We start from the raw sequence: 25,028 nt of genomic DNA on the forward strand, positions 1-25,028 counted from the left end.
TTCTTATTTGGTTACGGACTGCTCCATACCCATCCGCTATCTCTCAATTGAAGCCGGACAACGGCTCACACCACCCCCCGACAGGCACGAAAGCGCAGGTCAACACTCAAAGGGGGTGAATCTTCCAGCTCACCTCCGGCCGCCGCGAGGCGCCTCACATCCCTTATGTCACTTCTGCCCCACCGGTTACGGGCAAGACCGCCGTAAACACCGCCACCAAGTGGCCTCATCTGGCCATCACCTGCGCGACAACCCCGCTTCCCCATACGCCCCCGAGCGCCCTCATCACAGGCCTCACCTGTGTCGGGGCCACGAAGTCCCTGACGGTGAGGGGCGGCACGTGGATCTAAGAAATAAGCTCTGGGTTCCCGAGCGCCTCCCCAGGTCGCCCAGCCCCAGGACCAGGGCGTTTTTCGCGTAGAGCGCGTTAGCCTGACAGCTGAGGGGATCTCGGGATCGGTGAAGCTTCTCCCTCGTTGCTGAGGTTTTTGTAGCGGTGGTGAAGCCGAGGAGTCGCGTGCCGGCCCCGGTCGAGGACGGCACGATCCGGTGCCGAGTGTTGTCCTGACAGAGAACGCCTGCTCACGCGGGGAGCGGCTCCACACACGAGCTCAGCCGCTCGCGAGGCCGGGGCGGCCGCCGTCGCCTGCCCTGGGCACTGCCCGGTGCCGCTCCGGGACCGGTCGGCCGTAGGAATCCTTGGGTTCTGACGAACCCAAGGGTGCATAACTTCCCAGACCACCCCAACAGTCCAGCGTCGACCCTTGAGTTCGCGGGAACTCTGGGGTTTCCAGGCCCCCCACTCTGGTCGCTGTCACCAGCCGCAAAGTAACTTTGTGTAACAAAGGTGACGGTGTGTGATTCGCAGAAATGACCGATTGTGCGAGGTCAGAGCCGCCTTCGTGCGACGAGGCGTTTACCCGCGTCACCGTTCGCAGAACTCCTCTCACAACCGGAACGTTCTGAGAGATGGTTCTGAGACGGTGTTGATCTGCGCAAACGCTCTACTTTGCGGCCGGTGACACGGACCCGAGCGGAGAGCCATCCAGATCGCCAGCGCCACCGACCCCTGCCGACATCAACCCTCGACAGGCTGACCACCCTCTCCCTCCCTTCATAAACGACCCGTTACGGAGGAAGGAAGATCGCAAAGGGCTACCGGGGGTGTGTCACCAGCGTCTCCTCACACGGAGTAACACTCCAGTACTCACACCGCTACCCCCTGGGTGGCTCCGGAATTCGCTAACACGGCTTCACCCCCATCGAGCGCCGCAGAGCCACTGACCGACATTCGGCTCTCAGATTCACCTACAGAGCCAGCGGTTCGAGTTCGGCAGCGAGTTCATCGAGTTCTGCCCGCCCACCTCTCCTAAGAAGAGCTGGGAGGTGGAGATTGGCGACGAGGGTTTCCGCCTGTCGGCCGAGGTCGCCTTGACGCTGCATCAGCTCTTGATGAGCCTGTGGCGAAAACTCTTCCCACCAACCGACATCATGATCGACCCGAAGGAAGACAGGGTGCTGCATGTCGAAGTGGATCGTGCCGGCCTGGAGCTGGACCTGTACGTTGGCGGAGAGCCGAGCTCGGGTGTGACGATCCCGCATAACCGAATCATGGAGGTTGCCGCGGCCCTCGCGCTGACTCTCCCGAGCTGACCACCAGATGGACATTTCGCCACGGCATGGTCCCCGCCGCCTGTTGGCCGCCGAGCCTTGTACGGATTGTCACCCCCTCTGAGCACACCTTGCCCGTCGGGCCCTGGCGCAAATACGCCAGGGCCCGACGGCGTTACGAGGGAAATCACGAAGGTCGCGCTTCGCGCGGCGTGTTTTTCTGGGGGCCACGCTGGCCCCCAGACCCCCTCGCGTAGGCCTGGGCGCGTTCACCGTCTGGTGGCTGTCCAGGCCGAGGGCGGCCTGGACAGCCACCAGACGGGCGCCCAGTCCACCGACCCCGGCGACGCCACGGCGCACATCCGCGCCAGGATCGGCCGGATTGCTCGGGCGCGTAGTCGTACCGCCGGGCGCGCCGGCCAGGTGCACGGGATGGCAGGCAGCGACGGACGAAGTTTCGCGCTGCGCGCGATCTGCATATTCCAAGCTCCTGGTTTTCCCCGTGCTAGCCGATCGGCGCGGGAGCCGTACGGCGTAGCCAATGCCGGACGCGTGAGGCAAGTGACGCTCTTACACGGTGCTGACGTAGGTCAAACCGCACCGGGGAGGGGGCCCAATTTCGCTGTGACCTGCGAAAACACTCCCAATTGAGCCTTAAATGCGCTATAGTTTTATATATAGGGAGTCGTGGGGTGGTATCCCCGGCGCCCGACCCCCCATCACACCCCCGCGGAAGGCACCGACGTGCAATCCACTCTGTTCGAGCTGCCCGCATCTCCCGAGCCCGATCTTTGGTCCTTCGACTGGATCGTGGCGTCGATCTCTGGTGGCAAAGACAGCCAAGCCCTACTCGACCTCATCGTCGAGTTGGCCGATCGCGCCGGGGTCCGGCACCGCCTGGTCGCCGTTCACGCCGACCTCGGCGAGATGGAATGGGAAGGTGTAGCCGCCCTTGCAGCGGAGCACGCTGCCCACTACGGCATCCCCTTCTATCTGGTCAGCCGCACGGTGGAGGGGGAGTCGCAGTCGCTGCTAGAGCAGGTCGAGGAACGAGGCATGTGGCCGGACGCAGCACGGCGATATTGCACAAGTGATCATAAAAGGGGACCAATCGGACGTTTTATCACCTGGTTGGTCAACCAGACTCGCGCGGAGCGAGGACGCGACTATCGGGTGCGAGTGCTGCACGTGATGGGCATGCGGGCCCAGGAATCCCCGGCACGCGCGCACCGTGATCCGCTACGCGACGATGAGCGCAATTCGAGTGGAACCCGCTACGTCCTGGAATGGTTGATCTTGCACCGGTGGACCACCGAGGAGGTCTGGGAGCGAATTGCCCAGGCCGGAACCCGGATTCATCCCGCGTACCTCGCCGGCATGCCCCGCCTGAGTTGCGTATTTTGTGTGCTTTCCTCAAAATCGGCGCTCGTCTTGGCCGCTCAGCTCAATCCGGAATTGGCCGAGCGGTATGCGGCCGTCGAGAGGCGGATCGGCCATCGCTTCCGCGCGAATCTATCCATGGCACAAATCATCGAGGAGGCCCGGCAGCGCCCCCGGGTCAAGGTTGTCGAGGGGTGGGCAGGATGAAGAGGCCGCTCGCTGAGACGGCGCGATCGCCGGGCGTGGTGCTCAGGTAACGGGTGCGGCGACCAAGACCTGTCTTGGTCGCCGCACCCGTTATGGCCGAGGCCAGAATCAGCTGCTCTTTTGTCTGGTCCTAGGCGCAGGCTAGTGCTGGCCCTGATCAGTCATCCCTACTTACGAATTGAACAAACGGAACATCGATGGGCGACATGGTGAAGATCCCCGTCAGGGCAGATCACTCCTAGGCCCAGTTGTTTGAGGACGTGGATTACACCAACGGGGCGTTCGAACTGCCCCAGACCACCTGGGACGGCATGTCCGAGGCAGATGGCCGAGGGGATCGACGAAAACCTGTGATCACTCAGGGGCTCACCTGTTCCTCGCCGGGTGAGCGGATGAAGCCGTGAGAACAATCTCCGAATGAGCTATTAATATGCTATAGTTTTATCTATCGGATATAGGGAGTGGCACCCCAGCTCCGCATCCACCGCACGAGACGGAAGGAAACCCATGACGAATTTCCAGCCCGCAGGCGGGACTGTGACGCCTCATTGGCACAAGGCGGCCGATGCGCTGACGGAGCGTCTGAGGGTCAGCGGCGTTGGCTGCGTACGGAGAGCGACGATCAAGGCAGCCCGTTCTGGTGCACCGACAGCGACTATTGGCCGGCAGGATCACCTGCCTGTCGGTGTGGCCGCTCCTGCGAGCGCGTCATACCTGATGGGCCGGATCAGTGCCAGAACAACCAGCCCTGACGAAATGGCCGACCTCGCCCGGCTGATGCGCGTCGCCGAATCGCTCACCGCACAGGAGTAAAGGTGTCCGCATGGTCCCCCCGTCGCATGCCACGCATCCGCGACCGTGTGCGCACCGCGCTCACCGGTTCTGACCGCCTCTTCAGCCAGGACACTCCGGAACTGGTCGCCAGGAACAAACGAGTCGCCCAGAACCTCGGCGCATCTGGACTGTCATGGGCCACACCCAACATGTCGGCTCTCGCCATCGCCGCAGCCGCCGACCTGCCCGAGGTGCGATGGGCCACCGCCGACCGGCCGTCAGCATCTGGGCTCATCGTGTGGGACGGCGGCATCGGCCAAGTCCCCTACCGCGGGGTCTACACGCCCGTGGATGCCATCTCTTGGGGCCCGCACCCTGACGGACTCAGCTGCATGATGTGGCTGAGCCTCAACCGCATGCGGGAAGCGGTGACGGCCCTGGGCGGCACCTACGTGCCTGGCATTCTCCCGCCGCTGCTCCCCGTAGGGGAGTTCGTCGCCCCCATCACCGCCGACCCGTACCCAGCGGAGGCGATCGACGACGGTGCCCGGACCGCGCTCACGACGCTCGCATCCGCATGGCTGCTGATGAAGCAGCCGAAGATGGTCGACCGGTCGAGCGTCGAAATCGACCGCAGCGTGCGTCGCTCCTACGGACGGGCAAACCTCCCCGTGCCAGAGGTGACGCTCATAGACCTGCGCCGTCTCTACGTTCCCAACATCACCGAACGAGACGAGCCTGCCAGTCGCACCTACAACAGGCGGTGGGTCGTGGGCGGGCACTGGCACAACCAGGCGTACGGGCCCGGCTGGTCACTGCGTCGGCAGATATGGATCCCGAACTACATCAAGGGTCCGGATGGGGCCCCGCTCATTGTCACCGAGCGCGTCAACGTGTGGCGGCGGTAGCCGTACAACGCCGAGAGCCCGCCCGGGCTGGGACGGGCTCTCGTGTTCCTCAACTACGACGGTGGCGCCCGAACCCGATATCCATCACATCTCCCATTCACTCGATGTGATTGCTCCGGGACCACCGTCGCTCTTCGCCGGCGAGCAGGTGAGCTCGCTGAGGAAACTTCCCACTTGAGCTTTAATTACGCTATAGTTTTACATATCGGACTGGGGAGTGGCACTCCAACCCGACATCCACCACATGCGCGGATCAGGTATCGGACCTGACCCGCTCTCACCTGAGCATCTCTCAATAAAGGGAGGCCATCATGGCCGTAGGCGAAACCACGATCACCATTGTCGGCAACCTCGTCAACGATCCGGAGCTGCGCTTCATCCCCTCGGGGCAAGCAGTGGCACGGTTTCGCATCGCATCCACTCCGAGGTTTCTCGACAAGACGACCAACGAGTGGAAGGACGGCGAAGGCCTGTTCCTGACCTGCAACGTTTGGCGGGAGGCAGCGGAAAATGCTGCCGAGAGCCTCCAGCGCGGCATGCGTGTCATAGTTCAGGGCAGATTGCGCCAGCGGTCTTACGACACCAAGGAAGGCGAGAAGCGCACGGTTTACGAGGTCGAGGTCGACGAGGTCGGCCCCTCCCTGAAGAACGCGACCGCCAAGGTCAACAAAACTGCCCGTCAGGGCGGTGGCGGTGGCTTCGGCGGCGGCCCCTCCAACGACCCGTGGGCCTCCTCGGCGCCTGCCGCACCGCAAGGTGGCGCCTTCGGCCGTGGTAGCGCCTTCGATGCGCATTCCGGCGACGAGCCGCCGTTTTAACCATCGCGGCGATAGCTGAAATGAGGAAGGCCGACGGGAATCCCCTCTCGCGAGTGGGTGGCACCCCGTCGGCCCCTTTACTTTCCACCGCATCATCACGAGAAGGTCCAATGAGCTCTAAAGCTCCAGGAGACCAGTGCATGAGACGCGCCTCTAGGGTAAGGCCTTGAAGGCGCACACGCCCACCGGGCGCTTCGCTGCTCAGAAGTTTTCGAAGGGCCGCTCACTCGGCTTGGCATCGCCTCGGACGCCTCACGCCAGCGGCCGGAGCCCGTATCCTGCGCCTAGCACCCCGCTGATCAACGTGACATGACAAGAGGAAACGACCATGATCCGCGCAGGCCGTACCGTGGTTGATGCTGAGGGGTTGGCGAGGCTGCACGGCGTCAGCCTCGCCACCGCCAAACGCCACCAGCTGTTCGACGACGCGACGCTGCCGGCACCGGTCAGCGCAGCGCGTAAGCGGTTGTGGGATAGGGAACAGGCTCAAGCGCATGCCGCGAACGATCCGATCCCGCCGCTACCGGACACCGATTGCGACGACGACCTGTTGGAGGCGGCCGAGGCCGCACAGCTGTGGGAAATCGCCGTTGAGAACTGGAACAGATACGTAGCTCAAAAACGCGCACCTGAACGCACCGAAACCGTGTGCGGAGTGGACCACTGGCGTCGCGACGTCGTGGTCACCTACCAACGACCAGGGCGTGGTGTCGGCGGCGGCCGGCCGCCAGGCACGCCAGACAGCCAGCCCCGACGCGAACGGGCACTGACGCGCCTCCACCAAGAGCGCGTCCGGAAGGTGCGGCAGATGCTCGACAAGGTGGGTAAGGCCGATGATGAACCCACTGCCAAGCAGGTCGCTGAGATGTTCGACGTGGCTGTCGATACAGGCCGACGCTACATCAACGAGGCCAAGGAACTCCCGGCCTAGCGGCGGGCCGGTAATCGCAGGACATCACCGCCGAGTCGAGGGCAGCCAGCACACCTCAGGGTCGAGGCCTCACGGGCCAGCAGGATCACGCTGACCTTCGGCAGGTGCGCCGTCATTCGATGCCGTGTTCTGCTTCTGGCGTTGCTCGCGTGGGCCGACAGTCGATGGCCGCCCGCGCCTCGCCTGAGGCCCCAACCGCGGACGTCCCGGCGGGCGCTTCTCCGGAGCAGGACAGTCCAGCCTCCCAAGGTCGTCCGCGGTCCACCCCTCGTTGGTCGATCGCCGGTATGCCAGGGCATACAGGCGATCGATTTCAGCGAGCTCGTCCATGATCGGCTTCCTACGTTCACGGAACGCGATGAGGTCAGCGACGGGGGCCAGGCGCTGCTCCACCATCGCGCGGGCCTGAGTGAGAGAGTCAGAGGACGCTTCTTCTATCGTACGATCCGGCACACGATCACCTCTCGTAATGAGCCAGCAGCACACCAGCCCGCAGATTTGACTATAAGTCAAACAATTAGTCAAAAGTGTAAGAAAGATACCGGGTCGCCGCCATCTCCGACGACATCCTTTCCCGGGGATGTGACTGATACGTGATCAGAGCGGTTGTGGTCGGCTGCCGCGCCGCTTCGGCCGGTCACTTGCCACCGTGAGATGCGCACCGAGGCAGCAGGGCCGGCGCCGTTGGGGTCGCTGGGAAATGCCGGCAGGGGCGAGCCTGGCACCGCCGTCCGGGCCCGCAACCCCACCACCCCCGGGCGTCAAAACAGGGCCCGCCCGCACCGGCTGCACTCGCGCCGAGACGCGCCGCCAGAGCGTGGGCTGGGGTTGGCGGGCGGCCTCAGAGTCTTGCCGGGCTTCCCGGGGGTGGTGGGGTTGCGGGCCCGTCCTTGCGATGCCGACCTCGCTCCTGCCAGGCACCCCGCAGCCTCGATCCGCCATAGGGGCGGATCCTGTCGGACCAGCTGGCAGAAGGAATCAGATGCATACCGACCGCACCTTGCACCTGAGGCAGAGCGCCTCCGCTCTCGACAACGCCCGTCGAGCCATCAACGACGTGCGCAAAGGGGTCTACTCCGCGGCGCTCCTGGATTGCGTGAGCGCCATCGTGTGGCACGCACTGCCCACAGCCACGGACCTGATCGTGGACATTACCCGCCTCTACACCAAAGGCATTGGAGACGTCGATATCGAGCAGATAATCGACGTCGAAGGTGGCATCCTCTACGACTACAACGCCGAAGACGACACCCTGCCGGACTATCGCGATCCCGCCGGCCGCACTTGGCGGCAGGCGCGCCTTGGTGCCGAGTTGAGGCTCCAGGAGTACGTCGGGATCAACGGTCCGACAGGTTGGCCCCGCATACAGGGGCAGGTGGAAGTCCGCCGGATTCCGCTCGCTGCCATTACCTCGGTCATCGATGACGACCAGCCGCCGTTCTAACACCTGATGACGGATACCGGGAGATACCTTCCCCTGGCTGGTCTTAGAGGAAGGTATCTCCTGCTCCGGGAGTGCACGCACGAGCTCTCGCCAGTGTGACTCTCCTTAATAGTTGACACCTGGTAGATCGGCCGACCAGCAACGATGATGCAGGCGAGCCAGAGCAGGTGTCACCGAATGCTCAGGATGGTTGTCACCGGGTCGCTCTATCCAACGGAGTTGTCACCAGTTTTTGTGATGGATTCGGGCCACGGCTCAACTCGGCCCCGGGTTGGTGACAGCCACCGTGGCCAAGTGGCAACTATCTCGGCGAGTCGTATGAGTGAGGCCCAATTCGACGCAGATCTGTGAAAACAAGCACCTTATGAGCCGTAAATATGCTATAGTTTTATCTATAGGCAATGGGAGTGGCACCCCAGGGCCGCATCCACCGCACGACAACAGAAGGAAGTCCATGACGTACAACCGCGCTGCCCAGATCTTCATGATCGTCGCCGCCATCCTCGTCGCCTCTGTCGGCCTCAAGGAACTCCTAGCCGACAACCTCACGGCCGCCACCGCGTGCTTCTGGTCCGTCGCCTGGATGTTCATCCACCATCTCAACCAGGACCAGATCAAGCGGCTCCGCGCCGTGATCAAGACCCACACCGAGGTCACTAACCTGATGGCCACGCACCTCAGCGACGAGCAGTTCGAGAAATTCCGGGCCCAGTTGAAGGCCGCCGAGTCCGACGCCTGACCTGATCCAACCTGCCGGGCGGGCGACTGTGACTGCCCGCCCGGCCCGGGGAGTAGAACGCGAGCCCCATGTACGCCTGCCGTACCGCGCTGAACAACGAATGATTTAGGAGCCGCCAATGGATAACTACTATCTGTTTAGCGGAGCGATCACTATCGACCCCCCCATCCCCATCGAAATGATCCCAACCGGCAGCATTCTGCTGGGGCGAAACAACAGCAAGTTCCTCGACAGTAAAATGCGCTACCCCGACCCCGACACTGATGTCTGGCTGCGCATCGTCGAACAGGACGGCCGAACAGTAGCCGATGCCATCGTTCCTTCCTGCCTGCACTGCCGCAAATGCGGCGACATCATGCTAGAAGTCGGGAATATTCTCCAGGCCTATGGTGAAGAACGGACATTCTCCGGAGAGCTGAAGGCCGTGGGCGAGACGCAAGAGGAAGACGGCACCTGGACGATCGTGATCGTCAATGGCCGCGCAATACAGACCGGCATCGACCAAGAGCCCATGCCTATAACGCCCACACCAGAGCCAAGGCTCTAAGTCCACCGGTCAATAACCAAGCGTCATCGAGGTAGTCGCCGCCCTGCTGATGCAGGGCGGCGAGCCGGATACCCGGCTCATCGTGATGACTAACAAAGCCAGCAGCTGAACTGGTCACCGCGGAGAAAACATGTCCGTTCACGGTGCCCGGAACAGGATGCTCAACGCACCGCCCGGCCCGATCACCTACCGGCGTCATCGCCCACAGCCTGCGCCCCCGTAGCGACGCTACAGGCCAACAACAGCTCCCGTGATCTCACGCCCACCACCCTGCCCCGAACAGCCATCGGAGCAGGGTGGTTCGCTGATGCAGCCTTCCAGCAGCCCAAGACGATCCCACACCACCGGATAAAAGGCCACTCAAAACAGAGGCGGCGTATGCGGCTCCACGGGTGAAGGCCGGGAGAGTGACGTGGCAAGTCGCGCGCCCGGATGAAGAACCTGCTCCCACAACACCCGGTCGGTCCACTCGCTGCCACTGACCTCGCGCGGACGTGATGGTGCATTCCAGCCCGCCCGAGCAGCTCGATCAGCGACGCGACGCCACCCCGCACCGCGCAGACTTGCACCAGTCTCCGCGCCTTGGGTGTAAGTGATAATCCGCCGATAGCCCAGCGTCTTCATGGTGCGCGCTGCCGACCCGTAGAGGTAAGAACAGGCGTTGCGAATGCCATCGGTACAGCAGCGCGTCACCTCTACCGTCAGACCGTCTTGCAGCAGCCGGGCCACGGGACGACCGACCACAACCACGCCGTGCAGCACGTCGTTATCGTCGGCCACGCCCAGGCACAGCAGATACCCCTGTGGTGGGCGATGGTGGCGATGCCAATCGAGGATGAAACGCCGGGCTACGGCGCCAGAAACTGGCACGGTGTGGAGGGCCATTGTCAGCCCTCCCACAGCAGTGTCTGCCCGCGGACCTCGCGCACCCACGACAGCAGCCGAGGCAGATGGTGATCCGGGCCGAACGCGATGAGCGTTCCGTCGGCCGACTGGCAGCCGATCCCTGCGGCGTAGCGCAGCCGGCGGTGGGAATTAACGCGGCCCATGTGCACGCCCAGACCGCGATCACGCGCTTCACGGACGAGACGGCGCGCTGCCCTCTTTGGCAGGCTCAGGTGAGACAGCGGAAGGAAGTACCCTTCTGAGCTTCGAGTAGGGCGAGACAGGACCGTTGACGATCGTGACTTTGACTGCTGCCGACCTGGGCGCCGGCGTGCGTGATGATGGAAGTGTGAGTTCGGAGCCGGAAGGGCCGCGAGCTGAACGGCCCAAGCGGCGCAGATTCAGCGCGGACTACAAACTGCGGATCGTGGCCGAGTACGACGCGCTGACCGAACCGGGCGCCAAGGGTGCGCTGCTGCGCCGCGAGGGGCTGTATTCCACGCACATCCTGGACTGGCGACTGGCCCGCGACCACGGAGCCTTGCAGGCGCTGAAGCCCAAGCCGCCGGTGCGCAAAGACGCCAAGAGCCCGGCCGAGAAAGAAGCCGACAAGCTGCGGCGCGAGAACGAGAAACTCGCCGCCGAGCTGGCCAGGACCAAGAAGGCACTGGCGATCTTGGGAAAAGCACACGAGCTCTTGGAACTGCTGTCCGAGAGCGAGGAGCCCAGCACGCCGCCGACGAAGCCGGACGCGTGATCAACGAGGCGTTTGAGCAGCTGGAACAGACGCTCGACACCACGAACGCCTGCCGGCTGACCGGCATCTCGCGCGCGACACTGTATCGACGGCGCAATCCCCAGCCCGCCCCGGTGGCCGCACCGCGGCCGGCCCCGCCCAACGCGCTGTCACGTGATGAGCGCCATGCGGTGCTGGAGACGCTCAACTCCTATCGGTTCATCGATAAATCACCGCCGCAGGTATGGGCGACGCTGCTGGATGAGGGCCGCTATCTGTGCAGCATTTCCACGATGTATCGGCTGCTGCGCGCCGAGGACGGCGTGCGCGAGCGCCGCGCTCAGGCACGCCATCCGGCCAAGACGATTCCCGAGCTGGTCGCTGACGGCCCTTCGCAGGTGTTCACCTGGGACATCACCAAGCTGAAGGGCCCCAGGTCAGGTATCACCTACGACCTGTATGTGATGCTCGACATCTATTCGCGCTACGTGGTCGGCTGGCGGGTCGAACACCGCGAAAGCGCCGAGTTGGCCACCGACTTCATCGCTGCCGCCGTGGCGCGCAACGGCGGCAGGCCCCGCGTAGTGCACGCCGACCGGGGCCCCTCGATGACCTCCACCGACGTCGCCGCGTTGCTGGCCGACCTACAGATCACCCGCTCGCATTCGCGTCCCAAGGTGTCCAACGACAACCCCTACAGCGAGGCGGCGTTCAAGACGCTGAAGTACTGCCCGGCCTTTCCCGAGCGGTTCGGCGCTCTGGCTGATGCCCGCGCGTTCTGCGAGGCGTTCTTCACCCACTACAACCACGAACACCGCCATTCGGGGATCGGGCTGCACACCCCGGCCTCGGTCCACTTCGGCACCGCCGAACAGATCCGCGCCCAGCGCGTCGTCACTCTGGAGGCGGCCTACGCAGCCACACCGGACAGGTTTCACACGAAGCCGATCCCACCCCGGATCCCCACCAAGGCGTGGATCAACGACCCGGCCAAACGGGAGAAAATGACACAGATCGATTGAAACGACCGTGTCTCACCGAGCTTGACAAGTTCCGCTGCGCTTCCGAGCTTCCAAGGGGTCGAACCTCCCACGAACAGGACATCAACAGTCGTCCACGGCACCGTGAGATCGTCGAGCCCGTCTTGTGCAATGAGTAGGGCAGGATACCCAGCCGCCCGAATTGGCGGGAGCATCGGCGCGGAACGCACGAGGGTCTGGGCGGCATGCCCGACGATGTCGGGTACCGCTGCGAATAAGGCGTGGGGAGCGTGATGGGCACGAGCCGTCAGCCACGCCACGAACGCGGCGTCCCCGGGATAAGTGCCGGTGAAGCAGCCGTTATCGGCCCCCCAGGTCACTCTCTCGATGAGGGTGTTGCCTTGCGTCGGTGAGGCCATCATCTCCAGCAGCCCCTGGCGCATCGCCTCATGCACCGCGGCGGTAGAGGGATTAGCCAGATACCGCATGGCTCACCGCCATAAGGCGCACGATCAGCACGACGGCGACGGCCACCGCGCTGGCCCAGAACTTGCCCAGCAGCTGGCCGGGCGCGCCGGCCAGCACCGGCAACCCGGCGATGACCAAGAACAGCGCCGTGTCGACAATCGAGCCGAGCAGATTGGAGACCAGCACCGCGCGTACCCACCCGCGCCGCCGCAGCGGGACATAGATGAGCATGTCGGCGGTCTCGGCTACCAGGAAAGCCACCCCGGAAGTGAGCGCCAGCCGGGGAGTGGTGACCACCGCGCTGAGGATGGTGCCGCCGATGATGGCCAGCACTACCATCGGGCGACCGCCGATGTCATGCGCTACGTCGCGCATCAGCAGCGTCGCGCCCGCGGCATAGGTGCCCGCGGTGGCGGTCAGGCCCAGGCCCATGGGGAGCGGCCCGAACTGGGCGGTCAGCTGATTGGCGGCCACGATGGTGGCTAAGTAGGCCGCCACCACAGCAAAACGAACGATCATGAACGTTTCCCTTCCGCGCGGGAAGGGGTGATGGCTTCGGGCGCCAACTGCTCTGTGTGCCCTTCCCGGCGAGTGCCGGGCGGGCGGGCGATAGCCGGGTTAGGCAAGGGCGCAGCGCCCGCAGCGCAGCGAGGACGAACGGCCCTTGCCGTTCCGGTGCGCCTGCCAGGCTGAAGCGATCGGGAAGGCAGAGGGGGAGGGCTGCCCGGCATGGCCGGGGCCGTCGCGGGGAGCGCATCGCGCGGGGACAACTCCGGGTTTCGCGCTTTGCGCGGGTGTCTTTCCACCCCGGCCTGATGAGGGTGCGCGTGTCCGGTTCGTGCGGAGGTTTCTACCGGTCGCGGTGGTGAGCTGGGGGTTGAAGAGTAAAGCCGAACGTGACGAGCTTGGTTTGTCCGGACTTACTTTTCAATTTCGGCGAGGCGGACGCGTTGGCGGGCATAAGGGCCGGGTCTGGGTCTCCAGCGGTGCTGCTGCCCGCGCCTCCGTGAGCTCCTGCCGGACCCGCCGCACTGAAGACTTAACCCGACCGTTGCAAGATCCCCTGAAGAGTAAGTCCGGAACCTGAAGAGATGACCCGCACCGGACAGCGCGCTTCCACCTTCCCAACCCGCTGACCTGCATCGGGGAGAGCAAGATAGGCGATCAGGTGCCCTGATCGCGGATTGAGTCTTCCGACAAGTCGGATTACTCGGCCAAACTGATGTTTGTCATCCCCTGTCGGGGTCGCTTCGCTGGGGAGGAGTCGGCCACCGTGACGCACGGCGAGCAGGCGATACCGCCTCAACCAGCCAGCGCAGCGGCCCGCCGTCCGGCGGCCCGCCGGCCGGTGGCGCGACTTCGCCGGCAGCGCGGTGGACGGCCGCATGTGGTCAAGGTGAGGTTGTCCACCGCGGAGAAAGTGAAGATCGAGGCACGAGCCATGAATCTTGGAGTCAGCGTCCAGCGCCTGCTGGTGGAAGCCGCGCTGGCGACCAACAGGCTGACCCTGACGGAGCGGCGCTCCCATGTGATCGAGCTGATGGCTTTGCGGCGGCTGGTCACCGCACTGAGTAACAACCTCAACCAACTGGCCCGGGTCGCCAACGCCAGCGGCAATGTACCCCGCGCCTTCGGCCCGACCTCGGCGGCAATCGCCCGCGCCGCCAACCGGCTGGATGCCGCAGTCGCGACGTTCATGGGAGAGGGCCAGTGAACGCGAAAATCAGGGTGCCCTACGGCGATGACCTCCCAGGTCTGATCGGCTACCTCTTCGGCCCGGGCAAAGCGAACGAGCACACCGATCCCCATTTGGTCGCCAGCTCCGAGCACGTGGAGCTGGCCGGCGCACCGCGCTTCCAGCAGCCTGGTGAGCTACAAGCCGCCAAGATCGAATTGGATCGGACCCGCCGCACCCTGGGCAGTGATATCGCCGGCGGATATGTCTGGCACTGCTCGCTGAGCCTGCCGCCTGACGACCGCCAGCTCACCGATGCGGAATGGGGTGAGATCGCCCGCGAGGTCATCCGGCGTCTTGGATTCGACACCTCCACCGGAAAAGCGCCATGCCGGTGGATCGCCGTGCGACACGGTCTGTCTACCGGCGGAAACGATCACATCCACCTGGCGGTCAATCTGGTGCGCGAGGACGGTACCAAGGCCAACACCTTCAAGGACTTCGTGAAGGTGAGCAAGGCCTGTGCTGAGTTCGAGCGCCGCTATGCCTTGCAGGTGGTCGACGGCAGGCCCGGCGCAGGAATGCCTGGATTGAAACGAGGCGAAATGGAACGAGCGCGCCGTGAAGGCCGCGATGAGCCCGACCGTCTTCGACTGGCGCGCAGCGTCCGAGCGTGCGCGACGGCAGCCCAGGACGAGGCCGAGTTCGTGCGTCGGCTTCGTCGCGCCGGCGTGCTCGCTCGCCCGCGTTATGCCCCCGGCGGCAGGCAGGCGGTGATCGGCTATTCGGTCGCGCTACGGCCCGACGACGGCGCCTCTCCCATCTGGTACGGCGGCGGCAAACTCGCTGCCGACCTGACCCTGACCCGGCTGCGGGAAGGCTGGCATTCCACCCCCGACGGCCTGCGCAATGCGGCCAGCGCCTGGCGGACCCCGAACAGTCGTCCTCAGACAGCGCCGGAACGCACCGTCTACGGAGGTCACACCTGGGAACAAGCCGCCCAGGTCGTCACTCATGTGCGCGCCCAACTGGCGCAGGTGCCCGTCGACGACCTCGATGCTTGGGCCAGCGCGGCCCGGCAGACTGCCGGCGTTCTCGCCGCGTGGTCCAGCCGCCTGGAGACCCGCGGCGCCGGGCCGTTGGCCAAGGCAGCCAACGCGTTGGCCCGCTCAGCACAGACCTCTCCAGCCACACCGCGCCGGTCCCCTCACCGCAGCGCGGTCCGCGACCTGCGCGGCGTGGCGATCGTCGCCCTGCAGGCCACTCCTCGTGGACGTGGAGACAGCGGTCAGGTGATGTTGCTGCGTCAGCTGACCCGTCTGATGGAGGCCATCCATGACGCGCATCTGGCGCGCGGCCAAGCCCGTCAGGCGCAGCTGCTGGCCGCGGTCGCTCGAGAGGACCTCGCAGGATTACACCGCACCATCGGCCTACCGATCGAGGCCGGCGTGCCCGCCCAGGCGCGGCGCGAGGCCTTCGAACTCGACCTGCACTGACATAACCGTCAGAAAGAAGGACTTCGATATGAGCGAGCAGCCCACCGACGATGTCGTTGGATCCCTGCGCGACGCCATGCGCGGCCTGTTCTCCTCCGCGACGGAGACCGCTACCGCGATTGCCCAGCGCCGCGCCGAGGCCGCCCGCCGCGCTCAGGCTGAGAGCGATGCCGCCGCGCGGGCCTATCGACAGCGCACAGACGCTCAATTCCGGGCGGATGAGATCCTCATGCGGCCGGTGTGGACTGACCGGTGGTGGTCGAGGGTCGACGGCCACCCGGAGAAGATCAGCGAGATGTGGGAGAAGGCCGCCGGCTGGGCCCAGATCCAGCCGTACGCGCAGGCCGTCCTGCACCACATGCGCGATGAGATCGCCGAGCGCTACGGCATCGAATTGCCCATGACACCGTTGCGCGGAGAACTCGCCCGGCTGCTGGCCGCTCCCGGTGCGTCCGGCGCCGAGCCCACCCTGGAGCAGGAACTGGCTCCAGCCGCCGGCCGAGTCTTCAGCTACCAGATCTTCGACGCCGAAGGGATGTCCATACGGTCCGATCCAGCGGCCTTCTCGGCCGAAGTCATGGTCGAGGAAGGCACCCCGCTGGAGCTGTTTGCCGCCGAGCGGTTCCAGGCCTACGCACGTGTGCGCTCTGCCGGGCAACAATCGCAGGCGCAGCTCACCGGCGATGAAGTAATCAAGGTCCATTCCGGGGCCAACACCATTACACCCGTGGCACTGACGCTCACCTGGCAACAGGCTCAGGAGATTCACGAGCGCATCACCCGTCGCCGACAGCAGATCCTGACCGGAGAGCAGGACGCACCGCCTGAGGAGGTCCGTGACGCGCTGCTGGCCGAGCGCCGCCGGCTGCGCGCCGAACTCGACCAGCACGACCCCGCGGTCCTCAGAGCTCGACACCAGCTGCGCCTGGAGAAAGAGGCCTACGGAATCCTCGCCCGCGAGGCGCAGCCCGACTCGGCGACCACCGGCTCCTCAGCAGCAGATCCCGCGCACGCTCAGAACCTGCGCGAGGAACTCGCCGACATCGCCCTGCGGATCCACGCGACCGAAGCGCAACTGCGCGGCGAGGACCCCGATCAGGTCTACCAATCAGCGATGCTGCGCCAGGGGCTGGATGAAGGCTGGTGGCAAACCGCCAACCCCGAGGAGATCGCCGGCGTCTGGGGCCATGTCGAGCAATGGGATGAGTCGGTAACGCGAGCCGCGACGCTGGAGCGCATGCGCGAGAACATGGTCACGGCGCTGGACGCGGTCGTCAACGCCCAAGCCACCCGGCAGGAGGTACTGATCGCCACGCGCCTGGCCGAGGCCAAAGCATCCGGCCGCACGGCATTCGAGGCCACCATTCAACGTCCCAATGTGTTCGGCGTCTCCCAAATCGTCCGGCACCAAGCCTTGATCCTGGAGCCCGGAGAGCAGCCTGTCGATGCCGCTCGCCGGGCGATGAACGCCTGGTTCGGCGATGTCTCACCGCCCTATCGCGACAAGTACTCCATCAGCTTGTTTGTCCCCGGCGCCGCCACTTCGCACGTGCAGAACTTCACCTTCGCCGACCTTCAGCAGGCACCTGACGCCGAGCAGGCACACACGCAACCCGATGACATCCAACCATCTGGTGATCCCGCTCTCGATACCGAGAGCGTCCCAGAAACCTCACCGGCGCAGCCGCAAGCACCGTCACCCGATACGCAGGCCACGCAGTCCCACGTCGATTCGGCTGCTGAGCAGCAGCGGCTGGTAGCGGCCCAGCTGCACGAACAGGCCGCGGCGGCGACTTTGAGTGAACTCCCCGACCAAGAGGCCGCCGCCGCCGCGGTGAACGCGCGACTGGGCTTCCCCGATGGTCCACGCGCGAGCCTGGCCAAAGGAAGACAACGACGTAGCACCGCAAGCCGCCGGCCGCCACGTAGCACGATCCCCGAGCGGCAACGGGAGTAGAGCCGGTAACACGCGTTCTACCGACGATGTCCGGACCATCTGCTGCGCCGGGAAGTCCCAGCCCTTGCATCCGGCGGGCGAGAGCCGTGCAGATAGGGACACCGGGGCCAACCCCGGCGAGGCGTTCAGCGCGTGGAGGCCATCAGGAAAACCTCGGTGGTAGGGCCCAGAGCCAAAGTGGCTCCGGATGCGCACCGCCGCATGCGTCCATATCATATGGACGCATGCCCCCTCGGATGATCCGCACCGTCTCTGATGAAGCCCGCCGCCGCGCAGTCAACGCGATCCTCGACCGGCGACGCCACGTCGATGACCCCGACCTGGAGAAGGCAACGGATGACCCGTTAGACCTGGTCAACTACGTTCTGAAGCACCAGCGTGCGTCACGGAAAGCGATCCGCGCCGACGTACTTGACGCGCTGACCCTGCTGGAGTGGGCCCGCCGGCGGGCCGCGGTGGTCCTCGGCACGCTGGATCGGCTCGAGCACCAGCTCCTGGAGCTAGGCATCACGGTGGGCTTGCAACTGACCGAAATGGGCGTGCCCCTGGGATGCCGGAAGACGACGGTGCACAACCGGCTGATGCGAGGCCGAGCAGTCCAAGCGGGTCTACCCTCCAACGAGAAAGCGTTGCGTGCGCAACACCGTGGCGATGTCTGGTTCGCCGCGAACGCCAAGCGCCTCATTGAGGTGGCCAACCAGCTACCCCCCTACGCCGAGTTCGTCGACGATGAGGAGGAGGAGTTCGCCGACGGCCTTTACGAGCTAGGGGAAAGTCTTGCGCTGCTCTCCTCCACCACGACGTCGGCGAGCTCACCCGAGGTGGCGGTCGCCGACTACCCGCAACTACGGATCATTACCGCCCGACTACGCGTGATCATTCGGGAGATCACCGCTCCGGAGTTCGAGGTGCTGCGGGCGAAGTTGGACCAACCGCTGAAAGAGTTGACCACCCTTACCGTCGAGCACTCGGCCGTGATCGAGTACGCGTAGGGCAGCAACCACGCGCCTCGGCCGGAGCCCGATCGCTACCCTGCCGAAGCCGTAGTGATTGCCCTTTTATCGGGCTCGCGGTGCGGTGGCCTACCTGGGCCAGCCCGGCGCGGCACACCAAGTTACGACCTCACCTTCATCGGTTGGCCGGTGGCGCCGACGTAGGAACCCATCAAAATTAGTACCAGGCCAATGATTGCTCCCCAGGTAATCGATTCACCGAGAAAGATCGCGCTATAGACAACAGCAAATCCTGGGTCGAGGTAGCCCGCGAGGTTCGCGCGCGCAGCTCCAACGCGGTGAATCAACGTATAGAAGAGAACCAGAGCACCGGCGGTGGCAACCACACTTAAAATCAGCAGGCTCCCGACTGTTAGCAGATTAGGAATCTGCGTAGCCGTTAAACTCACAAACGGCACGATTGTAAGAGTGCTAACCATCATGGTTGCTGCGGCCGTACCCAAGGGAGGTACCTCAGGTAGTACCCGTTCGGTCCACACGGAGCCCGCGGCGATGCAACCGGCTGCTGCCACCAGTGCGAGGGCTCCCCACGTGCTGGAACTACCGAGGTCGAAGGGGAACAGCACCACCACGCCGGCCAGCCCGAGCAGGACGCCAGTGAGCAGGCGCAACGGCATGGACCGATTCGTTGCCGCAGCGAGTACAGCGGCCCAAACAGGCTGGGTGGCCACCAAGATTCCGGTCAGTCCGGCAGCGACATATTGCTGAGCTACGGTCAGCAATATCAGCGGGATGGTGACCTGTAGGACTGCGGCGATCAGTACTGCCCCCGGACGTGCGCGCACCGCGCTCAGCACTCCACCGCGGACGGCCAGAGGAACGAGAACAAGAGCAGACAGTGCGGTCCGAAGAAAGACAATGGTCGGCGGCGATAGTTCGCGAAGCACCACTGCGGTCAGCGGATAAATAGATCCCCAAATGGCGCCCAGCAGGACCAGGAGGAGCGCGTCTCGGCGAGTCACAATCCGAATTGATCGGCGAGTTCGCGTACCGCCTCGATGTCTCGATATGGGCGAAATTGGATGCGCAGATCCTGGACGTGTCGCAGGTTGCGCGGTGATCTGGTTGTCTTGGCGATGGCGTAGGCCTGGCCTGTCAGTCGCGCCGCCTCGGGGATCTCACCTTGGGCCAGGCGTGCTGAAGCGCGGGCCGTCAGCACCTCGGCAGATGCCCGCACCGCGCGATCTGACCACATCGCGTGTGCCATATCAATCGCGAGCCGTCCGTCGCTGATCGCGGTGGTTGCGCGTGTCCCCAGCCGGAGGAGAGACAGGCCTGCCATCTTGTGCAGGTGCGCGCGGCTGTGGAAGGCAATGTAGTCATCTGGTGCGCCCGCACCTGAAGCATGATCGAGCAACGTGGTGGCGGTCTCCAGGTCCACGCGGCAGGAACGCTCATCTCCCAGGCCGGCGTGAATGTATGCGCGGATCACAACGAGCCACGAGCGCACGGTTGGCGAGGCATGAGTTCCGGCGAGACGGACGGCTCCATCCGCGAGCTGCAAAGCGTCACCGTAGTTCTCGCTTTCGGCCAGGATCCGACTCATCCGCCCTACGAGATATGCCTGGCGACTCACATCATGATTGTTTTCAGCGGCGATGGTGAGGGACTGCCGGGCCAGCCAGAGCGCCTGCTCGTGATGATCTAAGTCAAGGCATAGCCATGAGGCCAGGCCGCCGGAGTCGATGGCCAGCGCCGCTATGCGCTGGCGTTCGGCTTCGCTGGCTGCCTGTCGCAGCCACGCGGTCAGCCGTTGGTGGTGGTCCATGACCTGCCCGACGACCGCGTACGGTCCGAGCAGGTTGTCCAGCCGCCGATGGGTGGCTGTCAGCTGGACGCACGTGTCATAGAGATCGGGAGTGAATGACGGCGATGATGGCGCCAGGGGCAGCTCGGGGATCAGCGCTGTGGCCGCCAATCCCCCGGTGAGAGCGAAAAGATCGCGCCGCCGCATGAGTTCGTCCTGAGTGTCGAGAATTTCTTCCAGCGTAGTGGCCGCCGCGATTGTGTTCCGGGTGGCCGCGGACGTGCCGGGCCGCTGGCTGCCCGTGGTTTCCGGCCGACCCGGTGGATTGCGTAATGGCTGGTACTCATCGAGGGCGCGGTGGTCGATGGCGTCGATCTGCTCGCGGGCAGTGGCGGAGTAGCGGGCATATTCATCGGGAGTGAGCAACCGCCGGCCCGTGGTCTGATACAGCCGCGCCAGCATGCTCAGGGCATAGATGCTGGGGCGGCGGCCGCCGTCGTCAGGCCACTTCTCAAATCGCCAAATCTGTGGCCTGGCTACGGTCGGCTCACCCGAGGCCAGCACGTTCCAGGCATCAGCGACTTCACTCTGAGTCCAGGTGTGGACTCTCCGGAACGCCACCCGCGGACCATCGCCGGGATGATCCATCTGCCAGGCGCCGGCGATCTGCTCCCACGTCATGCCTAGATCGCGGAGCTGCTGCATGCGGTGCGCATGTTCGTGCCGGTCGTCTGCGGTCATCCTCGCCTACAACGTCGATGACAGATGGTCGCTTGATCGTAGGCGGTATTTCGCAACTCCATTGGTAACCAGCACCATTGAAATAGGTAACCAAACGCTTGTGCGTTTGACATTTTCGCAGGTCAGATGCAGAAGATGTGGTAACCAACTTGGAGATTGTTCGCCCGATGTCTTCCCATGATCATGGAGGAACCTTGTTCCGCCTGACTGCGGAGGTGTCCAGGCGACGTTGCTCGGACACCTCGGTGAACATATTCGGAGGTGCCTCATGCGCCATAAACCCATCGGTGTTACGCCGGAAACTCAAATCCGTTGGGCCGCCTGAGGCCCGCGCCGATGCATACCTGATCTAGCGGATGTCTCTACGCATCGCGGATCACCGTGCTGGCTTCCCCTGCTTGCTGACAACCCCGCGCTGGCGGATCTTCCCTCTGTGATTGGACCGGCCCCACACCCCCGTAACGGGTCGGCTCTCGAGGATCTGGCAGCACCCGAGGCCTGTCCTCGCCCTTCGAATAGAGGCGCCCCATGAACAACGGCGTACCCCCGGAACCGTCCGCCGTACCGACCAATAGCCCTCTGCCGTCCCGCCTCGATCTCACCGTCCCGGGCATCACCCGGGTGTACGACGGCGTGCTGGGAGGGAAGGACAACCGAGCCCCCGATCGGGCTACAGCTGAAAAATTGCTGAAGGCCGAGTCCACCACCCCCATCGCCGAGCACGACAATCTGACGCTTTTTGGCCCCGCGGCCGGCGATCCGACAGTGGAGGGGATCGGCCAGTTCCCGAACCTCGGATCGAGAATGCCCCGAATCGCCCTTCGCCGAGGTCGCCTTCACCCCGGGTCCCGCTATGTCGCCGATGCCGAACATCAGCGCGACATGCAGGACATTCAGCTTTCCGACTGGTGTAGCGACCGGGTTTCTCCGGGACGCCTGGTCGTTACGCCTTGCCTCGCAACCCCGCTCGGGGTGGGCGCGCGAGGCACGGGCCGGTCGAGGCGTAGCAGTCTCGACCGGCCCGCAACACCTTCCCCACGACGAATGCGCGATCGCCTTGCGCAGGTCTCGGCCTCGAAGCCGGACCTGGGCGAAGTCGTAGAGAACATCCCGCAGATGCGGGTGCGCGGCTGCGCCGTTGCACCCCTGCTGTGCCCACGCCTCCCGATGCGGGAGGCGGCGTGAGCTCCCCGGCCCCGAACCGGGCATCGAAAATGATCGTATTCATCGCGGTGGCCTACGCTTCGAGACACCCTTCCGAGGCCGAGCGCATCCTCGATCCGCTGATGGCAGGCCTTCGACAACTTGGTCACCGGTGCCTGGTGGTGGCCGCCGGGCCACCTCAAGTCGGCGATGAGGAACGCGGCGTGATCCGGCTGCGGTCGCTGCAGCTCCCGTACTCGCCCACGGTGAAGTCTCTGCTTGCTTCGCTGTCTGACCCTGCTCGGGTGGTTGCCGAGGTCCGTCGGCACCTTATCCGCCGCGGGGCTGACATCGTGGTCTACAGCGACCCTGAATGGGGGCTGGGCTACCTCCACCCTGTCGTGGCGGGGATCCGCCCTGTCCTGATGCTCCACCGCATGCCGCCTAACCGCGCCTCGCGCTGGCAACGGGCGCTGGCCAGTGCGGGCGCCGTCTGCGTGACGAGCTCTCATCTGGTGGGGCAAGGAAGAGCGCACCTCTGGGATACCGCCGCATGGTGCACGATGCCCCTGCCCCTGGCCTTGGTGCCCCAGCGTCAGCCGGTGCCGCACTCGCGACGGGAATATCTGCGGACGGCTGGCCCGATCCGCATCATCGCCGACCCTGCTGCCGGCCTGGCGAAGGTGTTGGAAGTCGTTCCGGAGGATTTCGACCGCTCGATCGAAGTGACATTTGTCGAGCCCGACATCGAAGCCCGCACCAGGGCCGACGCGGCAAGCCGCAGACGGGCTGAAGCAGCATGCAAGGTCCTCACCCGGCGGCGGCCTCAGATCCTCATGATGCCTCCGCTGCGCTGGGGCCAGGCTCCGGCCTTCCTTGCCGAGGCAGCTGCGACGATCGCCCTCCCAGGCGTACCTGCGGATTTTTGCCGCGCAGGCGCCACCGCACAGGTGGTCGGTACCCCGGTGATCTCGGTGTCCGCGGATGCCGACGTATCGGCGCACCATCGCGACGACCATGACCCTCAGCAGAGGTTCGTCGCTCTATGGGCGGCGCTTAGCGCTCTTTTAGACGACCCGAGCGAGTACCACGCTGCTGCCGCGATGGCTTCCACCCATGCCGCCCGCCATGCCCCGGTGGGAGCGGCGACAGCGTTACTGGCTGCCGCTCAGAGCAGCCCACTTCGCTGGGGCCCAACCTCATCTGCATGGCAGTGGCCGATAACCACATCGGTGTCCCGCGGCAGCGTCGAAGCCCGCAGGTCCAGCGCGGCCCTTTACCCCTCAGCTTTCGTAGGTAGTGAAGGAGCACCACATGACCCGCGGTGACTCTCGCGAAACGTCCCCGGCGCTCTCCACCCGTCAACCGGTTCCACCAGTGCTGGATACCAGAACGCCCAACGTCGCCCGAATGTATGACTACTACCTCGGGGGAAAGGACAACTTCGCCGCCGACCGCGCAGCCGCGCAGAAAATCATCGATCTAGCGCCCGACGCACCTGAGAAGGCGCGCGCCAACCGTGCCTTCCTCGGCCGCACCGTGCGATACCTCGCCGCCCAGGGGATCCGGCAGTTCGTCGATATCGGCGCCGGCCTGCCCACGCAGGAGAACGTGCACCAGGTCGCCCTCGCCGAGCACCCCGACTCCCGGATCGTCTACGTCGACAACGACCCCGTCGTACTCACCCATGCCCGTGCGCTGCTGGCCGACAACCCGAACACCCTTGTTGTCGAGGGTGACGTACACGCCCCCCAGGCGATCCTCGACCACCCCGATGTGCAAGCACACCTCGACTTCGACCGGCCCGTCGCGACTCTGCTTCTCGCGGTCCTGCACTTCGTACAAGATGACGAGGAAGCCAACCGGATCGTTGCGAGCCTGCGCGAACGCCTGGTTCCCGGCAGCCATCTCGTGATCTCCCACATCTACCCCGGGAACCACCTCGCGGAGACCATCCGAGCCGGTGCGAGGATCTACGACACGACCACCGCCTCCCTTACTGGGCGCAGCCTGACGCAGATCGCCGGCTACTTCGCCGGGGATATGGAGGTTCTGGAGCCGGGCGTCGTCCCGGTGCAGGCGTGGCGTCCCGTCGAAAAAGTGGGGATCGACCTGGTCGCGCCCGGGATTCTGGGCGCCGTCGGCAAGGTACTGCGCTCCAGGGTGCGCCCATGAGGACATCCTTTGCGACTCCCGCCGCTGCGTGGCAGGACGCTCCCGGTGAAGTGCGCTTGTCGCGAGTGCGTGCCGACGGCGGTAACGACATGGTGCGACCGCCGCGCGATACCGCGCAGGCCGCCGCTGCGCTACAGGCCCAGGCTGAGCGATACCCCTGGATGATCATGTGGTTGCCCTGGGAGCGGCATTTCATCGCGTTCGACTGTTCCGCATCCGGGTTGCCCCCGGTTGAGCGAGCCACCATCGGAGCGCTCAACGACGCCCTGGATCAGGCTGAAATCGAGTATCTGATTGAGCGGTTTACGACAGCCACCTTCTCACGCACCGAGGTGGCGAGGAAGCGCGCCGGAACTGTTCTCCTTCCCACCGCGGCACCCACACGCCCGCGACCGGCGGCTCCCGATGACTCCTTCGAGCTCGGGGCCCCTGCCCTTGTCCGCCCCTACCTACAACCGAAAAGAACCGGTTATGTCACCAGCTGAACCTCCGCCGGTTCCCCCGAACACCCACCATCTGAAAGGAGCCGGCGTGCTGATTCTCTGATCGCTCCGGCGGCCCGCCGACCATGAGCGGGACAGCCACCTCCGAGCTCGTACGGTCACTCCCTGCATCGCTAGGGGGGCGCGGGACCGTGCGAGGACGGCGGCATC

22 protein-coding genes are annotated in these 25,028 nt (G+C 64.9%); 17 read left to right on the top strand and 5 right to left on the bottom strand.

What is annotated here, in order from left to right:
• Positions 1-1,386: 1,386 nt before the first annotated feature.
• The 9 genes from J2853_RS47005 (at position 1,387) to J2853_RS47045 (ending at position 9,359) form a co-directional block, all read left to right on the top strand.
• A complete protein-coding gene (locus J2853_RS47005) occupies positions 1,387-1,653 on the top strand; it encodes a hypothetical protein (protein ID WP_307569334.1) in 267 nt (88 codons plus the stop codon).
• 702 nt (positions 1,654-2,355) lie between these two features.
• Positions 2,356-3,198 carry a phosphoadenosine phosphosulfate reductase domain-containing protein gene (locus J2853_RS47010; protein ID WP_307569336.1) on the top strand — a complete coding sequence of 281 codons (843 nt, stop codon included), beginning with the start codon at positions 2,356-2,358 and terminating at the stop codon, positions 3,196-3,198.
• A 507-nt stretch (positions 3,199-3,705) separates the two neighbouring features.
• Entirely contained in the window at positions 3,706-4,011 is a 306-nt protein-coding gene (locus tag J2853_RS47015; protein ID WP_307569337.1) for a hypothetical protein, read from the top strand.
• A gap of 2 nt (positions 4,012-4,013) precedes the next feature.
• Positions 4,014-4,880, top strand: coding sequence for a hypothetical protein (locus tag J2853_RS47020; protein ID WP_307569339.1), 867 nt, complete (start codon positions 4,014-4,016; stop codon positions 4,878-4,880).
• Between the two features lie 311 nt (positions 4,881-5,191).
• Positions 5,192-5,698: a single-stranded DNA-binding protein gene (locus tag J2853_RS47025; RefSeq protein ID WP_307569340.1), complete on the top strand. Its 507-nt coding sequence runs from the start codon at positions 5,192-5,194 to the stop codon at positions 5,696-5,698.
• A gap of 328 nt (positions 5,699-6,026) precedes the next feature.
• The gene (locus tag J2853_RS47030) at positions 6,027-6,629 is read left to right on the top strand and encodes a hypothetical protein (protein WP_307569342.1); all 603 of its coding nucleotides are present in this window, start codon (positions 6,027-6,029) and stop codon (positions 6,627-6,629) included.
• 982 nt (positions 6,630-7,611) lie between these two features.
• Positions 7,612-8,073 (top strand): hypothetical protein, encoded by a 462-nt coding sequence (locus J2853_RS47035; protein ID WP_307569343.1) that lies wholly within the window; start codon positions 7,612-7,614, stop codon positions 8,071-8,073.
• A 454-nt stretch (positions 8,074-8,527) separates the two neighbouring features.
• On the top strand, positions 8,528-8,812 hold the full coding sequence (locus J2853_RS47040; protein ID WP_307569344.1) for a hypothetical protein: 285 nt from the start codon (positions 8,528-8,530) through the stop codon (positions 8,810-8,812).
• 118 nt (positions 8,813-8,930) lie between these two features.
• Positions 8,931-9,359, top strand: coding sequence for a DUF6205 family protein (locus J2853_RS47045; protein WP_307569345.1), 429 nt, complete (start codon positions 8,931-8,933; stop codon positions 9,357-9,359).
• A 360-nt stretch (positions 9,360-9,719) separates the two neighbouring features.
• On the opposite strand, the gene J2853_RS47050 is transcribed toward J2853_RS47045, so the two are convergent.
• Positions 9,720-10,244 (bottom strand): XF1762 family protein, encoded by a 525-nt coding sequence (locus J2853_RS47050; protein ID WP_307569346.1) that lies wholly within the window; start codon positions 10,242-10,244, stop codon positions 9,720-9,722.
• A 2-nt stretch (positions 10,245-10,246) separates the two neighbouring features.
• Positions 10,247-10,408 (bottom strand): hypothetical protein, encoded by a 162-nt coding sequence (locus tag J2853_RS47055; RefSeq protein WP_307569348.1) that lies wholly within the window; start codon positions 10,406-10,408, stop codon positions 10,247-10,249.
• A 349-nt stretch (positions 10,409-10,757) separates the two neighbouring features.
• Here J2853_RS47055 and J2853_RS47060 point away from each other — a divergent pair, with 349 nt between their 5' ends.
• On the top strand, positions 10,758-12,002 hold the full coding sequence (locus J2853_RS47060; RefSeq protein WP_307569593.1) for an IS3 family transposase: 1,245 nt from the start codon (positions 10,758-10,760) through the stop codon (positions 12,000-12,002).
• 429 nt (positions 12,003-12,431) lie between these two features.
• On the opposite strand, the gene J2853_RS47065 is transcribed toward J2853_RS47060, so the two are convergent.
• Positions 12,432-12,947: a VUT family protein gene (locus tag J2853_RS47065; protein ID WP_307569350.1), complete on the bottom strand. Its 516-nt coding sequence runs from the start codon at positions 12,945-12,947 to the stop codon at positions 12,432-12,434.
• Between the two features lie 754 nt (positions 12,948-13,701).
• Here J2853_RS47065 and J2853_RS47070 point away from each other — a divergent pair.
• The 4 genes from J2853_RS47070 (at position 13,702) to J2853_RS47085 (ending at position 18,548) form a co-directional block, all read left to right on the top strand.
• Positions 13,702-14,142, top strand: a complete 441-nt coding sequence (locus tag J2853_RS47070) for a plasmid mobilization protein (RefSeq protein WP_307569351.1) — start codon at positions 13,702-13,704, stop codon at positions 14,140-14,142.
• The gene (locus J2853_RS47075; protein WP_307569353.1) at positions 14,139-15,599 is read left to right on the top strand and encodes a relaxase/mobilization nuclease domain-containing protein; all 1,461 of its coding nucleotides are present in this window, start codon (positions 14,139-14,141) and stop codon (positions 15,597-15,599) included. Before J2853_RS47070 ends, J2853_RS47075 begins: the two co-directional genes overlap by 4 nt.
• 28 nt (positions 15,600-15,627) lie before the next feature.
• Complete coding sequence (locus tag J2853_RS47080; protein ID WP_307569355.1) at positions 15,628-17,556, top strand: coiled-coil domain-containing protein; 1,929 nt, start codon at positions 15,628-15,630, stop codon at positions 17,554-17,556.
• Positions 17,557-17,792: 236 nt separating this feature from the next.
• Positions 17,793-18,548: a hypothetical protein gene (locus tag J2853_RS47085; protein WP_307569357.1), complete on the top strand. Its 756-nt coding sequence runs from the start codon at positions 17,793-17,795 to the stop codon at positions 18,546-18,548.
• A gap of 122 nt (positions 18,549-18,670) precedes the next feature.
• On the opposite strand, the gene J2853_RS47090 is transcribed toward J2853_RS47085, so the two are convergent.
• Both J2853_RS47090 and J2853_RS47095 read right to left on the bottom strand, forming a co-directional pair.
• A complete protein-coding gene (locus J2853_RS47090; protein ID WP_307569359.1) occupies positions 18,671-19,531 on the bottom strand; it encodes a DMT family transporter in 861 nt (286 codons plus the stop codon).
• The gene (locus tag J2853_RS47095; RefSeq protein ID WP_307569361.1) at positions 19,528-21,057 is read right to left on the bottom strand and encodes an NsdA family TPR-like regulatory protein; all 1,530 of its coding nucleotides are present in this window, start codon (positions 21,055-21,057) and stop codon (positions 19,528-19,530) included. Before J2853_RS47095 ends, J2853_RS47090 begins: the two co-directional genes overlap by 4 nt.
• Positions 21,058-21,585: 528 nt before the next feature.
• Between J2853_RS47095 and J2853_RS47100 the strand changes: the two genes are divergently transcribed.
• From J2853_RS47100 to J2853_RS47110, 3 genes are read left to right on the top strand one after another with little or no spacing between them, the layout of a single operon-like run.
• On the top strand, positions 21,586-22,242 hold the full coding sequence (locus J2853_RS47100) for an SAM-dependent methyltransferase (RefSeq protein ID WP_307569362.1): 657 nt from the start codon (positions 21,586-21,588) through the stop codon (positions 22,240-22,242).
• A 29-nt stretch (positions 22,243-22,271) separates the two neighbouring features.
• Entirely contained in the window at positions 22,272-23,528 is a 1,257-nt protein-coding gene (locus J2853_RS47105; RefSeq protein WP_307569363.1) for a glycosyltransferase, read from the top strand.
• On the top strand, positions 23,515-24,375 hold the full coding sequence (locus J2853_RS47110) for an SAM-dependent methyltransferase (protein ID WP_370879567.1): 861 nt from the start codon (positions 23,515-23,517) through the stop codon (positions 24,373-24,375). Before J2853_RS47105 ends, J2853_RS47110 begins: the two co-directional genes overlap by 14 nt.
• Positions 24,376-25,028: the final 653 nt, after the last annotated feature.

This window comes from Streptosporangium lutulentum (assembly GCF_030811455.1).
In the GTDB taxonomy this organism is placed as follows: domain Bacteria; phylum Actinomycetota; class Actinomycetes; order Streptosporangiales; family Streptosporangiaceae; genus Streptosporangium; species Streptosporangium lutulentum.